The following is a 14302-nucleotide window of genomic DNA, read 5'->3' on the forward strand; positions in this document are numbered from 1 at the left end:
ACTGGTTTCGCCAATCCTCCCACCTTAGAAACGGAAAGAGCCAAAAGACTGAATAAGCGTTGGGGCAGGCAAGGCGAAAATGAACAAGGCCGCAAATGCGGCCTCATTCTGTGCTTATTCCTTACGCAACAGCACCCTGGTCACCCGACGCTCTTCGACCTCCATCACGGTCATGCTCCATCCTTGCCAACTGTGCATGTCTCCAATCATCGGCAAGCGATCCAGCAGGCTCATCACTAACCCAGCAAGCGTCTGGTAATCTTCCGTCGCTTTCGCCTGGAACCCGGTGTGTTCGCGGACCTGACTGAGATTCAGGGCACCGCTGACGAGGAAACCTCCATCCTGGGCGACAATATTCGGTCCTTCGATTTCACTGGCATCCGGCAGCTCACCGGCAATGGATTGCAGGATGTCGGTCATAGTGAGAAGGCCGACGAAGTCACCGAACTCGTTCACCACGAACGCGATGTGGGTCGACTCCTTACGCATCTGCTCCAGTGCATTGAGGATCGTGAAACTGTCGAGCAAGTTGATGGCTTTGCGCGCCATGACTTCCAGATTCGGCTGATTGCCCGCCAGTATTTCCTTGAGCAATTCTTTCTTATGGACAAAGCCTAGCGGCTCATCCACGCGTCCTTCCCGGATCAATGGCAAGCGTGAGTACGAAGAATGCATCAACGCCGTACGGATTTCTTGAGCCGAATCTGCCAAGTCGAGGTGGTCGATTTGTGCACGAGGCGTCATCACGCTGCGTATCGGGCGCTCGGCCAATTGCAGCACGCCACTGATCATGACCCGTTCGCGCCGATGGAAAACCTGCTCCGGTTCGTCGCCTTCCAGCAGGTCGGCGATTTCCTCACCGACCTCATCGGCTCCCAGTTTTTGACCGCCCAGCAGGCGCAACACCGCATGGGCGGTACGCTCGCGCATCGGCCGAAGACCTTGCAGGCTTTTCTTGCGACGGGAGCGCGCCAGCTGGTTGAACAATTCAATCAGAATCGAGAAACCAATCGCGGCGTACAAGTAGCCTTTCGGAATGTGGAAACCCAGGCCTTCAGCCGTGAGGCTGAAGCCGATCATCATCAGGAAACCCAGGCACAGCATGATGACGGTAGGGTGCCCATTGACGAATTTTGTCAGCGGCTTGCTCGCGATCATCATCAAGCCGATCGAGAACATCACCGCGATCATCATGACTGACAGGTGCTCTACCATACCCACGGCCGTGATCACCGCATCCAGGGAAAAGACCGCGTCCAGCACCACAATCTGCGCAACGATCGGCCAGAACATCGCATAGGCGGCATTGCCGGACCGTTGCGCCACGTGGCCCTCGAGTCGCTCATGCAACTCCATGGTTGCCTTGAACAACAGAAACACACCACCGAACAGCATGATCAAATCCCGGCCCGAGAACGTCTTGCCGAAGACCTCGAACAGCGGGTTGGTCAACGTCACCATCCAGGAGATGCTGGCGAGGAGGCCAAGGCGCATCAGCAACGCCAGGGACAGGCCGATGATACGGGCACGGTCGCGCTGCTCGGGCGGAAGTTTGTCAGCCAGGATGGCGATGAATACAAGGTTATCGATGCCGAGCACCAGCTCCAGCACGATCAAGGTCAGCAGGCCCAACCAGGCCGTGGGGTCCACGATCCATTCCATGGGTTATTCGCTCCCTCGGACGATCAATGCGAAGGAAGAAGGCTGCAACAAACGTAGGCAGAGCGCAGGAGCGCTGGAGTGAATTCTGTTCTTTGGAAAGCTACTGGGAGGTTCCTGGAGCGTGTTCATACAGACCTGGAAATAATTGGGGAAGAAATCCTACAACGGTTTCCAACGCTTCATACGAGACGATTTATTACAGGATCTGACAGGATGGCGATTGATCCCGCGCAGCGCGGGCGACACGGATGGGCTTATGCCGAGCTGAGTGCTGCAGATTTCACACAGCGTCGTGGGCAGGTGGTCCGTGAGCAAACTGAACGTGAGACGATAAAGCACCCGTGCAAGATTTTGCCCTTGAGGCCAGGTGTTGCTGGCTTCAAATCTGCTGGATGACTCGGCTGAAATGGAAACATTGTGTTACGTGTAATGTATATTATGTTAAACACGATGTTTATGATCTACACAGATGCTGTCACCTGCACCCTAAAACCGAACTAAGCAGATCCGCCAACTACTACCCCACCACTGGAGTCGCTCATCCGCTAAACAACCAGGTATACATTTGAATCGCTCGTATTTGGCGAACGTTAATCCAGCGGGTGGAAGGAGCGGTTCATGGCTACAACATCGGCATGGGTGGGGTTCGGCCCGAGCTTCATGAAGTGTTGAGGCAGTTCATCGCGCTTCGCCGCAGCCTGCCCCTTAACTGCTAACAGAAGCGCCCTGCGCATGGTCTTGGCGTCGTAGTCACAGCAGTAGCTTGGTGTGGACGGTTGTTGCCTCCAGGACTTTTCAAGAAAACCTCCGTCGACCGGATCGAAGCCAGCCTGGTCAACCAATGACATCACCGTCTCTTTTGCCTCGTGATTATCACCCGCCACCGCTGCCGCCAAGCGACCTTCAGCACCCTTCGGACGACCTAGCTCTGCCAATGTATAGGCTAGGACATTGTTAAAAGCTTTTACTACAGGGCACCCGATCTGCTTCGTAACCCAGACGCTTTCCGTCATCCCTTGATCAATCTCAGCAATTTGTGGGTCACGCAAACCAGGGTAGTAATTACTGGTGTCGACCACCGGTACGCTGTCAGGTACGGCGGTGAACAGGTCGGACGGCAAGGCACTCAATGCAGGTAGCGGTATCGACAGTACGATCACATCCACCCCATCTACCGCTCCTCGAATGTCTACAGGTTCCGCACCGATCTCTTCGGCGAACGCACGGACACCATCGACACCTCCAGAATTGGCTACTCGGATTTCATGCCCCGCAGCTCTGAGCTTACGGGCAATTGTGCCGCCGATGTTACCGGTCCCGATAATGCCTATTTTCATGGCTGAGCCTCTTGAACTGATCGTATTGCACCGACTTTAGAGTGCTCATGAGATAATGGTAAGTACGCACCAAAAGGTGGGTAACTCACTAGAGAGAAAGAAATGGAACGGGAATGGAACTGCAGCGATCCGCGAAATCGGCGTGAGTGGGCTGAGGCGACTACTGAAACTCTTCGCGTTTTGGAAGGAAAATGGAAAATCATCATTTTGTGTCAGCTCTTCGCGGCAAAGGATGCGCTTCGCTTCTCAGATTTGGAGAAGCTTATCGAAGGGATCAATCAGAAGATGTTGATCCAACAGCTAAAGCAGCTAGAGAAGGACGGTATCGTGCTGCGGACGGTGTACCCGCAGGTGCCACCCAGGGTGGAGTACCAACTCACGCCTATCGGCCATGCGCTCGGGCCATCGATCCAAGCGTTGATCGAATGGGCGGAGATGAGGCGTGATCACATCTAACAGCTATTGGGCCTCCGCGCATACCCCTAACCTGCTTGTCGCGACGGGATTGCCGAACTCTTACGATCCGAACACATACATACCGCGATCGACATGAAGGGCGCCATCCCCGACGGCAGCGAAAGACTTTGCCGCGCGATTGGATTCGGTCAGGGTGTTCGCGAAGCGTTTGAACGAGCCGCCACGCAGTATCCCGAGGAAGCCAATATTCCCCAATTGTTCGTAAACCCGGCAGCAACGGAGGCTGATCTGACACTGGTCAAACCATGATGTCTAGATTGGCCAGGGCGCAGTGCAATGTGAGCACAACTTGGTGGATAAATCACTCCGCCGCCCTGCTCAGCCAGGTATCAGCCCTGCATGTTTTACAGTCTGGACTCACCGCTGTAGCTGGACTGGATATGGATGGGATAGGCTTTAAAAAGGGCTGCCCACTCTCATAGGCCGCCCTTAAACACCCGATCTAGCTGCTCCTTATTTCATCAATCCAGCGAATCAACTGGCGAAAGCATTCACGAAAAGCTTCGGATACAGCCAACGCTGCAAGCCAGGAGGCAGTTTTTTTCAGCCAGTCAGGTGCGCCACGGCGAGTGCTCATAGTCGTAATCCTATGCATGAGCTAATAGACGTGGGCGTTTCAGCCGAGATTAATTGCGCACCCATGATAGGTACGGCCGAGGCTCGGCCACGGAAATGGCCGGCGTCAAGCTTGATAACGCTCTTGCCAGTGGCTCATCTTCATCGACGGCCATTGCTAAGAACTCGCATCAGACACCCGATCCTCGAATGCACTGCGCTTCTTCTGCTCTCACATCACGATAGATGAAGAGTTCTTTGGGCTCTCGACTTCGCACGGGGGCACATATCGAGAGCGCTATTTTTTGGCTACAAACCCAGCGCAGCCGAGGCGCGCCGAATCTAGCGGCTACCATGAGACGCGGTTAAGGCGCCCCCGGTGGTTTTTTCCTGATAAGCCGATAAGGGCTATCGGTCCGTCTACGCGATTCAGGTGCGTGACGCGTCTGTGCTCTGCAACTGAATGAACTCCTCAGTTGCAACAGGCCCTGACACCTTGAGCGTGTAGGCACAAGCCGATCCTCGGCAACGCACTACATCATTCTGGGGCGTTGCACTCAACGTGCAACGCTCCGATTTTTCTAGTAGCCCTAATCTAAAGTTCCTTTAGGTAGGGGCACCTAGTAATTTTTAGGCCTGGCCATCAGCAATCGCTTGGTACAGCCTGGCCGGCGTCATCGCTAAACGAAAAGTCTCTCGCTGGCTGATGAGCTATGTTTGGTCTGAAACAGCCCGTTGTTTTGAACATGGAAATCCAGGTTCGCGATGAGCATACAGGCTAGCGAGTGGTGTTTGCCACTATCTTCGCCGTCCTGAGAGATCAGGCATGCGAATTTCGCCGCGCTGCCGGTACGCATCTTCAGAATAATGCCCAAGTATTGTGCAGAGGGGAAAATCGTTAACCCACTCACTCCTTGGTCGATTTGGGTATTGCAATACGGCTACTGGTCTTGACCTCGCGCAACGCCAGGCTCGACTGAATGGATGCAATACCCACCTGACGCCTGAGCACCTGCTCGATAAAATCACTGTAGCTATCAAGATCCTCTGCCAACACTTGCAGCACGTAATCGGCATCCCCGGTGATCTTGTGACAGGACAGCACTTCGGGCAGTTGCGCAATCACCGCCTCGAAGGCGTCGGGAGCGTGATCGGCGTGGGTGGAAAAACGGATGTGCACGAACGCCATGATATCCAACCCCAGCATGCGTCGATCAAGGTTAGCCTGATAGCCCTTGATCACGCCCGCCTCCTCCATTCTCTTTCGCCGCCGCCAGCAAGGCGTGAGGCTTAGCGACAGGCGCTCGCTGAGCTCGGCGTTGGAAATGCTCGCATCATCTTGCAGCAAGGTGAGTATCGCCAAGTCAGTCTCGTCGAGACTGATGCGATTGGATGATTTTTTCCGCATTTCGCAATTCCTGAGTAAAAACGCCCGAAAAATCTAGCAGACCACGAAAATAAAGCAAAGAAAGCGCATCCAGACCGGAAGAGAATATTTGCACTGGTTCAAATTAACGGATGCGCAGAATGTTTACAGTTTTCAGTGATTCCCATCGCTTGCACCACGGCACCGAGTTGAAAGACGGCGTGCTCAAGCCGTCCTTCGAACAGCCCAGCCGAGCCGATACCGTCCATCATCGGATCAAGCAGGTAGGCCTTGGCCAGATCGTCGAGCCACGGGCCTTTGACCGGTCGTGTTACGTCAATGCGCACAGCGAGCGCTACGTCAGCTTTCTTGAAAGCGCATGGTCACAATGGTGTGCGACCGGGCGTACCCACGATGCCTTGCCGCTGGTATGGCCAGTGCGCGATTTGTCCAACGATCAAGTCCCGACGTTCATCGACGGAAAGCTCGGCTTCTTCGCCATGGATGCCGGTTCCCCGATTACCGCGACCACATGGCAAGCCGTAAAGACCAGTGCTGACATCGCCCTCACCGGCCTGGCGCTGATCGATGAAGGCCACGACAGTGCCTTCGCCCTGTGCCGTCCGCCCGGCCATCACGCAGCGCGTGAATACATGGGTGGCTATTGCTATCTCAACAACGCCGCCATTGCCGCACAACAGGCCATTACTCAAGGCGCGAAACGTGTCGCGGTACTGGACGTCGACTTCCATCATGGCAACGGCACCCAGAACATCTTCTACGAACGCAGTGACGTCATGTTCGTGTCGCTGCACGGCGAACCCGCGGTTTCTTATCCGTACTACTCAGGCTTTAGCCACGAAGTCGGCGCCGGCCGCGGCGAAGGTTACAACCTCAACTACCCGTTGCCGAAAAACACGACCTGGGAAAGCTATCGCAATGCCCTGCTCCACGCCTGCAGGAAACTCCAGCAATTCGCCCCTGAAGTGCTGGTCATTTCACTCGGCGTCGACACGTTCAAGGACGACCCTATCAGCCACTTCTTGCTGGAAAGCGAAGATTTCATCGGCATCGGCGAGCTGATAGCGGATGTGGGTTGCCCCACTCTGTTCGTGATGGAAGGCGGCTATATGGTCGATGAAATCGGAATCAATGCGGTCAATGTGCTGCATGGCTTCGAGAGCAAACGCCCCTGAGTCGTCCCCTGCCCCGCAACGTTGTTACTACTGAACCGGAGACTAAAAACATGACTCTTTTTATAGACGTCGATCATGCCGCACGCCTGTTCGCCACAGTGGGCATTCGCCGCGCAATCCGCGAAATGGCAGATTACATCGAAGCTGACTATTCACGTTGGGCGCAGTTTGATAAGTCGCCCCGCACCGCCAATCATTCGGCCAAGGGTGTGATCGAGTTGATGCCGACCGACGATGGCCAGCAGTACTCGTTCAAATACGTCAATGGTCATCCGGACAACGGTCAAAGCAATTTGCTGACGGTCATGGCCTTCGGTGTCCTGGCCGATGTCCACAGCGGCTATCCAACCCTGCTCAGTGAACTGACGCTGACCACCGCTGTGCGCACTGCAGCGACCTCTGCCTTGGTGGCGAAGTCCCTGGCGCGCCCGGATGCAAGCATCATGGCCATCATCGGCAATGGCGCCCAGAGCGAATTTCAGGCCCTCGCCTTCCATGAAATGCTATCGATCAAGGAACTGCGCATATTCGATATCGATCGTGACGCCTCGCTTAAGTTGAAGCACAACCTGTCCGCATTCCCGGATCTTGAGGTGATCCTGGCCGGCTCTGTGCAAGAAGCGGTCAAGGGCGCAGACATCGTCACCACGGTCACCGCAGATAAAGCCTACGCAACGATTTTGACGCCCGAGATGATCGAGCCCGGCATGCATATCAATGCCGTAGGGGGTGACTGTCCGGGGAAAACCGAGCTGCACGCCGAGATCTTGCGCAATGCCCGGGTCATCGTTGAATTTGAACCTCAGACTCGGATTGAAGGTGACATCCAGCAATTGGAAGCCGACTTTCCCGTCGTCGAGTTTTTCCGGATTGTTCAAGGCGAAATTAAGGGCCGCGAGAACGACGCACAGGTCACTGTGTTCGATTCGGTGGGTTTTGCCCTCGAAGACTTTTCGTCACTGCGCTACGTGCTAGACCTGGCCCAGGAGTATGCAATCGGTGAGCACATCCACTTGGTGCCGACGCCTGCCAACATAAAAAACCTCTATCAAATCCTCGATCAGCAGCCAGCAATCGTCCCCTCACGCCTGCGCACAGTGAGCTGAAAACCCTAGGCGATGCCCCTGAGCAAAGTGCCAAGGGGCTACGTACCACTGTGGGTACGCGGCAAATCTCGCTCTGCAAAAACAACCACCGTCAGTAGCCGTTGCATCTCTAACAAATACGCAAGACACCACTTTTCTGCCAAAACTCAAAAACATAAAATCAAGAGGTTTTGTAATGAAATCAACTCCCTCAGGGCTGATTGAACAGCCCGCGCTGCAGCGCACCCTCAGCAATCGTCACATTCAGTTAATGGCCATGGGAGGCGCCATCGGTACAGGCCTGTTCATGGGGTCCGGGAAGATCATCGCCCTCTCGGGCACGTCGATCATCCTCATCTACATGATCATCGGTATGTTCGTTTATTTCGTCATGCGTGCCATGGGCGAAATGCTGCTCTCTAACTTGAACTTCAAAACCTTCGCGGATTTTGCCGGTGCCTACCTCGGCCCGCGCGCGGCATTCTTCCTTGGCTGGTCATATTGGCTGAGCTGGAGCGTCGCGGTGATAGGCGATGCCGTCGTGGTCGGCGGATTTTTTCAGTATTGGTTCCCCGATGTACCCGCCTGGATACCGGCCATCGGTATGCTGATGACACTGTTCGCCTTGAATGTGCTGACGGTCAGGCTTTTTGGTGAAGTGGAGTTCTGGTTCGCGATCATCAAGATCATTGCCGTCATCACCCTGATTGGCGTCAGCATGGTGCTGATTGCCAGCTCCTTTGTCTCACCCAGCGGTGTTACTGCTTCGCTGAACCACTTGCTGGATAAACAAGCCGCGTTCCCCAACGGCCTGTTCGGTTTCTTTGCCGGTTTCCAGATGGCAATCTTCTCATTTGCCGGCACCGAACTGATCGGTACCGCCGCCGCCGAAACCCGCAACCCCGAGAAGACGCTACCGAAAGCCATCAACTCGATTCCGCTGAGAATCATCCTGTTTTATGTGCTGGCACTGGCCTGCATTATTGCAGTGACTTCGTGGCAACAGGTATCGCCCAACAAGAGCCCTTTCGTCGAGCTGTTCCTGGTTGCAGGTTTTCCCGCGGCAGCCGGTATCGTCAACTTTGTGGTGCTGACGTCTGCCGCTTCCTCGGCCAACAGTGGTGTATTTTCGTCTAGCCGCATGCTGTTCGGACTGGCCAACCAGGACAACGCTCCGGGGATTTTCCGACGTCTGTCGAGCAATAGCGTGCCTCTGCTGAGCCTGGCGTTCACCACACTGTTAATGCTCGTGGGGGTGCTGCTGCTTTTCATCGTTCCTGAAGTGATGACCGCATTCACCATTGTTTCCACTGTATCGGCAATCCTGGTGATTTTTACTTGGTCGACCATCCTTGCATCGTATATCGCCTATCGCAAAAAGCGACCTGAGCTGCACGCGAAATCGGCCTATAAAATGCCTGGCGGCGTACCAATGGCCTGGTTTTCCCTGGCGTTTCTGAGCTTTGTTCTTTGTCTGCTGGCATTGAGACCTGACACCCGTATTGCGTTGATGGTCATGCCGGCTTGGTTCATCTGGTTGGCAATTGCTTACCAGTTGACCTGTTCCAGGAAGCCTAAAACCGCTGCCGAAGCTGCCAGTCAATACGGCTGAGATGTTTGGGTGCAGCGTAAACCTCAACTCATCCTTGATAGCTTAAGGCCATCTGTCGATAATCACGCCTTCTAAAAAAGCACATAAGGATTTGCTGTGAAGAAGCTCTACTTGGCTCTACCGTTCTGCGCGCTGCTGCTACAAGGCTGTGGCGTGACCATGACCCGCTATGAACCCAACTTTCAGAACGTTCAGCAGCTCAAGCAAAATGCACCCATGCAGCCCTTGCGCGAGACGCAGGTGAATGCGGATTCAGGTCAAGGGTCGCTGATGGTACGCCTGAACCCGATTTCGTCGCCCGAGGGCAGTGTTCCACTGCACATCCAGGCCGCGATCAACGATGAGCTCCGCCAGGCCGGTCTGTTGGACCCTCGTGCTGACCGGCAGCTGCAGGTTCAGTTGGTCAAGAGCCAGCTCACCGCAGGCATGAGCAGCGGCCATGGCGAAGTGGCTGCGCGCTTCACGCTGCGTAAAGGTGATCAGGTTCTATACGAAACCACTAAGGATGTGCAGCGTGATTGGGACAGCAGTTTCTTCGGTCCGATCGCCATTCCGGCGGCCGCGAACAACTACAACCCTATGCTGCAAGACTTGCTCAAGAGCTTGTACAGCGACCCGCAGTTCACTCAAGCGTTGAAGTGATCAAAAAAAGAGCCGCGATTGCGGCTCTTTTTCTATTGGTGTCAGCCCCGTGGAATATGGGTGTCGACAGCGGAGTATTTTATGCGGTTGTTGTCGACCCAGTTCTTCAACAGCGCATTGACCTGGCGGTTGAAGGTGTCGGTGATGGCCGCCTTGGGCGTATTACCTGCCAGGGGCAGGAACCAGATGCCCATCCAGGTGTTGACCGCATCATGATTGCTGGTCTTGCCCAACGGCTGACCCTGCTCGTCCAGGGTTTCCAGGCTCATGGTGTATTGGTCGGTCGCCAACGCAGGAATGATCGTGAACGTGAAGCCACTGAGGAACGCCAGGACCATTTGCCCTCCGCCTGGCGCATGGTTGTAGACCTTCAATCGAAGACTGTAATCGCCTGGTTGCTTCTGGAATTCGTCAAAGACCACGCGCCCAAAAAGCCCTGATTCATCGAAGGTTCGCTTCAGGTCGGGCTTGAGCATGTCGCGAGCCTGCGGCACCTCGGTGGCCTTGGCATTGTCGGGATCGCCCTGATAGAAATCGAAATCGACATAGACGTTCGGCTTGTTCGAGTAGCTGGCCATTGAAGGCAGATTCACGGGGGCTACTTCATCTTTGGTGAAACTGGCACATCCACTCAGGCTCAAGGCCAAGGCAAGGCCTACGGCTTTTGCAAATTGCATATCGACATCCTTGCGTAATTTTACTAATGCCGCTCATAGAGAGGGGAATGGATTCTAGCGGGATCCGCTTAAAAGCAAAAGGCCATCATTTAGTGGCCTACACTCATTTCCTCGTCCTTGAACAAGCTGGCTTAACCCAGCGCCTGGTAGCGATGAAATAGCCACGCTTTCTGCCAGGTTGGCCATTGCAGCGGTCGATGCCGTGCTCGTCGGGGAATAGGCATCGGATTTTTGTTTTCGGCTTCACGGTTCCAGACCGGCCGATGCATGAGGACACTCAAATCAAGCATGGCCAGCATGGAAGATACTTCGCAGCTACCTTACACGCTCCCAGACGATGTGAACCTTCGCCCCATCCGGGCGCCGAAAATCTTCTACCATCCGGTCGCCGTCGATCTTCAGTTGCAAGTCATCCCGGGTACGCACCGCGCCCACCCAGTTTGGAAATGTAGCCCCTTCGACGGTGTTGCCCATGAACTCGCCATTCGGGTTAACGGTGTATCGTCCAAAGAAACCGATGCTACCGCGCATGGCTGCGCGGTTTTCCTCATCGGTGCCTTCGCCACGCACGTTGGAGCGAAACGGCGGCACACGCGGATCTGTGAGCACTTCAATAAACGTCAACTCTGGGGTGAAAACGAGCCAGCCATGAGGATTGGGTCCATAAGCATCCGAGCTACTGCCCTGGCGCTCAACCGTTGCGCTGATCATGCGCCAGGTGCCGACCAACGAATTTTCCTTGCCCGCAAAAGCTGTGGAGAAAACCGAAAAGGCAATGACCGCACTTACTGCCAGTACCCTGCTTTTTAGAGTCATCCGTATCACCTCTCACTGTAAGGGCGCGATGGAGAATAAAAATCTTCATGCCCTGGCCGAGATAATTGCCAGGCGTAGCTCCCGCGAAGCGGCATCATCGGCCTGCCGTCCCAATTGCCAGCCCAAGTACCCCCACAGCAACGCGCAACACGCGCCAATCATCGCGGCCAGGCCGGCGCCCTGCCCCAGCATGTCAAGCAGGCTCTTGGCCCAGCCGCTCATGGCATCACCGGCGCGATAAACCACGGTGTCGATGAAGTTCTTGGCCTTGTATTTACTCTCGGCATCCAAGGGCGCGAAGAGCATTTCCCTGCCCGGCCGGACGAACGCGTACTCGCCGATTCGTCGCACGATCATCAACGTCGTAAGCAGCGCAAACCCGGGCGCCAACGCCAGGCCAAGGAAGCCGATACACATGAGCAGCGGGACAACGGCCAGCAACGCACGTACCCCCAGCTTCGGCGCGATACGACCGGTGATGAACAACTGGGACAGCAACGCGCCCGCCTGCACGATGATGTCGATGGTGCCAAAGATGCGAACTTGCGATTCGCGATCCGGATAGTGCTCGGCCACCAGGCGCGCCTGCTCGAAATAAAGAAAGGTGCTGACGGTCGCCAACAGCACCACGAACCCGGCGATCCCCAGTAGGTAAGGTGATCTGAGCACGGCCGTCAAACCGCTGAACGGGTTGCCGCGCAATGGCTGCCGAGGACTTTGCGTCGGCGCGGCGCCGGGTCGGCCGGCCCCACCCTTTTCCCGCCATCTCATCAGTGCCCGTTTCAAGACAAGTGTGGCACCGAGCAACAAAGCCGCCAGCAGCATTAACCCAGAGGCACCGAAGATACCGATGAGCAGCGTGCTCAGGGCCGGCCCCAGCAGACCGCCGATGCTGGCACCGGCAGCGATAAAGGCAAATAAACGTTTGGCCTGCTCGCTGTCGAATACATCCGCCATCAAGCTCCAGGCCACGGACACGACAAACAGGTTATAAACCGAGATCCAGACGTAAAAGACCCGGGCCAGCCAGACGCTGTCCGGCTGGAACTGGAAGAATTCGACGAACATCAGCAGGTTGATGCCGAAGAAGCCGTACACCCAGTCGATGAGGCGCAAGCGCGGTACCCGGGAACTGAGCCAGGCAAACATCGGAACCGCTGCCAGCATGACCAGGAAGGTCGCGGTGAACAGCCATTGCAGGTTCTCTACGCCCGCCGCGATGCCCATCGACTCACGGATCGGGCGCAGCATGAAGTAACCGGTGAAGAGGCACAGGAACAGCAGGAATCCGTACAGCGCCGGACGTAGCTCATCGTCGCGGGCGTTAAGGGCGAGGCTCAGCCGGTGCAGATAGGAAGGCGTACTCATGGGAACTCCAGGAAGACGGCAACAGGCCAGAGGGTGGGCACGGGACGAACACCCGCGCCCAAGGTTGCATCAGGGGTAGATGACACCGGTCAGCCGTTCGGAGACCGTCCAAAGCCGATCGGAATCCGCCTCCCTGGTCGCTGCAGTAGGCGTCTTGGCAAAACCCAGCGGACCGCGCTTTTCCTGGTCTCCGGTCGGCCCGTAATAAGCGCCGCCGACGGCCTGCGCAGCGGTGGCGGCATACAGCGTGGGCAGCGCCCCTTGTGCCGCTGAGTGGTAGGCGTCGCGGTCCTGGGCCCAGCGCTGGCCGAATTCACTGTTGAGGCCGGGGCCGCGTTCGACCAACTCGGTTACGGCAACGCCGGGGTGCGCGGCGATGCTACGAATGCCCCAGTTTTCGGCATCGCTGCGCCGCTGCAGCGCGAACGCCCAATGCAGGATGGCCAGTTTCGATTGCGCGTATGTCGCATACGGGTCGTACTTCTGGTTGGCCTGGAGGTCATCGAAGTTTATCGCGCCACGGGTCGCTGCAATGCTTGAAAGGCTCACCACGCGGGCGTCCTGGCTTTGACGCAGGAGTGGCACCAACAGGCCGGTCAGCGCGTAGTGCCCCAGGTAATTGGTTGCTAACTGAAGTTCGAAACCATCGGCTGATGTACCTCGTTCGGACGGCGCCATGATGGCGGCATTGTTGATCAACACGTCGAGGCGCGGCAGCCTCTGATTAAGACGCTGGGCCAGGTCGCGCACGGATGAAAGGTTGGCCAGGTCCACGGCCTCGAACTGCACCTTGGCATCGGGCACCGACTGTTGAATGCGTGCAATGGCCTGCGCGCCGCGCTCTGGATTGCGAGCAGCGATAATCACCTGCGCGCCGGCACGCGCCAGTGCCAGCGCATCCTCATAACCCATGCCGCTGGTGCCACCGGTGATCAGGACGATTCGGCCCTGCTGCGACGGTATGTCGTTGGTCGACCAGTCGGGTTTCGGTGCGACACGAGCCGTCGCTTCGACACTTACGGCACTGAGCAGCGCGACACCGGCGAGAAGCGCTCGGCCCAGTCTCATCAGCGGGTTTATGGTGTTCAGAACGCCGATTGCGGAGGAGGTTGTGTTCCACATGGTTGAATCCTCTATTTGAATAATGAACCGACACGGTCGGCGCTCACTGGATGGAACACGCCTCAGCCTGTTGCAGATAGCTGACTTGGCGGATTTCCCCTTGCGTATCCACGTAGGTCATTTTTGCCCGCACGACCTCACACACTTGCGAGCTCGGGACCTCGATGCGAATGGCGTGGGCGATGTCCAGCGGCATGCCATATTCGTAAGCCGGTGGTTCCTTGTTTTCTTTGGCAAACAGAGGCGAACCGCTCAATGTGATGACGGCCAGCAGACTGGCGATCGACAGGTTTTGGATATTCATGATGGACTCCACGACTGCCTTTACCGGGATGGTCGTAGCACTCTAGGAGGGGGACACTGACGTCAAGGTGACTGCTGACTGAC

15 protein-coding genes are annotated in these 14302 nt (G+C 56.2%); 6 read left to right on the forward strand and 9 right to left on the reverse strand.

The features are described from left to right. Window positions 1–114: 114 nt before the first annotated feature. Together ACWNZ1_RS08515 and ACWNZ1_RS08520 are read right to left on the reverse strand one after the other, a co-directional pair. Window positions 115–1662 carry a TerC family protein gene (locus ACWNZ1_RS08515; RefSeq protein WP_256452872.1) on the reverse strand — a complete coding sequence of 516 codons (1548 nt, stop codon included), beginning with the start codon at window positions 1660–1662 and terminating at the stop codon, window positions 115–117. 590 nt (window positions 1663–2252) lie between these two features. Then, a complete protein-coding gene (locus ACWNZ1_RS08520) occupies window positions 2253–2999 on the reverse strand; it encodes an NADPH-dependent F420 reductase (protein ID WP_135845466.1) in 747 nt (248 codons plus the stop codon). Window positions 3000–3101: 102 nt separating this feature from the next. Here ACWNZ1_RS08520 and ACWNZ1_RS08525 point away from each other — a divergent pair, with 102 nt between their 5' ends. Then, window positions 3102–3455, forward strand: coding sequence for a winged helix-turn-helix transcriptional regulator (locus tag ACWNZ1_RS08525; protein ID WP_135845467.1), 354 nt, complete (start codon window positions 3102–3104; stop codon window positions 3453–3455). Between the two features lie 93 nt (window positions 3456–3548). After that, a complete protein-coding gene (locus ACWNZ1_RS08530; protein WP_158296356.1) occupies window positions 3549–3725 on the forward strand; it encodes a hypothetical protein in 177 nt (58 codons plus the stop codon). 193 nt (window positions 3726–3918) lie between these two features. Here the strand turns inward: ACWNZ1_RS08530 and ACWNZ1_RS08535 are convergent, their stop codons facing one another. Both ACWNZ1_RS08535 and ACWNZ1_RS08540 read right to left on the reverse strand, forming a co-directional pair. After that, a complete protein-coding gene (locus ACWNZ1_RS08535; protein ID WP_272949226.1) occupies window positions 3919–4053 on the reverse strand; it encodes a hypothetical protein in 135 nt (44 codons plus the stop codon). Between the two features lie 885 nt (window positions 4054–4938). Next, window positions 4939–5439 carry an Lrp/AsnC family transcriptional regulator gene (locus tag ACWNZ1_RS08540; RefSeq protein ID WP_135845468.1) on the reverse strand — a complete coding sequence of 167 codons (501 nt, stop codon included), beginning with the start codon at window positions 5437–5439 and terminating at the stop codon, window positions 4939–4941. A gap of 119 nt (window positions 5440–5558) precedes the next feature. Between ACWNZ1_RS08540 and ACWNZ1_RS08545 the strand changes: the two genes are divergently transcribed. The 4 genes from ACWNZ1_RS08545 to ACWNZ1_RS08560 all read left to right on the forward strand — a co-directional run bounded on the left by ACWNZ1_RS08545 (window position 5559) and on the right by ACWNZ1_RS08560 (window position 9932). Continuing rightward, window positions 5559–6593, forward strand: coding sequence for a histone deacetylase family protein (locus ACWNZ1_RS08545; protein ID WP_256452873.1), 1035 nt, complete (start codon window positions 5559–5561; stop codon window positions 6591–6593). 50 nt (window positions 6594–6643) lie between these two features. After that, on the forward strand, window positions 6644–7699 hold the full coding sequence (locus ACWNZ1_RS08550) for an ornithine cyclodeaminase (protein ID WP_265072027.1): 1056 nt from the start codon (window positions 6644–6646) through the stop codon (window positions 7697–7699). 175 nt (window positions 7700–7874) lie between these two features. Then, window positions 7875–9290, forward strand: coding sequence for an amino acid permease (locus ACWNZ1_RS08555; RefSeq protein ID WP_046062427.1), 1416 nt, complete (start codon window positions 7875–7877; stop codon window positions 9288–9290). A 96-nt stretch (window positions 9291–9386) separates the two neighbouring features. Further along, window positions 9387–9932 (forward strand): hypothetical protein, encoded by a 546-nt coding sequence (locus ACWNZ1_RS08560; RefSeq protein WP_046062426.1) that lies wholly within the window; start codon window positions 9387–9389, stop codon window positions 9930–9932. A gap of 41 nt (window positions 9933–9973) precedes the next feature. On the opposite strand, the gene ACWNZ1_RS08565 is transcribed toward ACWNZ1_RS08560, so the two are convergent. From ACWNZ1_RS08565 to ACWNZ1_RS08585, 5 genes are all read right to left on the reverse strand, one after another. Next, window positions 9974–10609, reverse strand: a complete 636-nt coding sequence (locus ACWNZ1_RS08565; protein ID WP_456027559.1) for a hypothetical protein — start codon at window positions 10607–10609, stop codon at window positions 9974–9976. A 315-nt stretch (window positions 10610–10924) separates the two neighbouring features. Continuing rightward, on the reverse strand, window positions 10925–11425 hold the full coding sequence (locus tag ACWNZ1_RS08570; RefSeq protein ID WP_280943993.1) for a lipocalin-like domain-containing protein: 501 nt from the start codon (window positions 11423–11425) through the stop codon (window positions 10925–10927). A 45-nt stretch (window positions 11426–11470) separates the two neighbouring features. Next, entirely contained in the window at window positions 11471–12793 is a 1323-nt protein-coding gene (locus ACWNZ1_RS08575; protein WP_265072028.1) for an NTP/NDP exchange transporter, read from the reverse strand. Window positions 12794–12862: 69 nt separating this feature from the next. Further along, window positions 12863–13915, reverse strand: a complete 1053-nt coding sequence (locus tag ACWNZ1_RS08580) for an oxidoreductase (protein WP_280943994.1) — start codon at window positions 13913–13915, stop codon at window positions 12863–12865. 43 nt (window positions 13916–13958) lie between these two features. Continuing rightward, window positions 13959–14219 (reverse strand): DUF2790 domain-containing protein, encoded by a 261-nt coding sequence (locus ACWNZ1_RS08585; RefSeq protein ID WP_135845477.1) that lies wholly within the window; start codon window positions 14217–14219, stop codon window positions 13959–13961. Between the last annotated feature and the right edge of the window lie 83 nt (window positions 14220–14302).

It is taken from the genome of Pseudomonas sp. CFBP 5748, assembly GCF_053850495.1.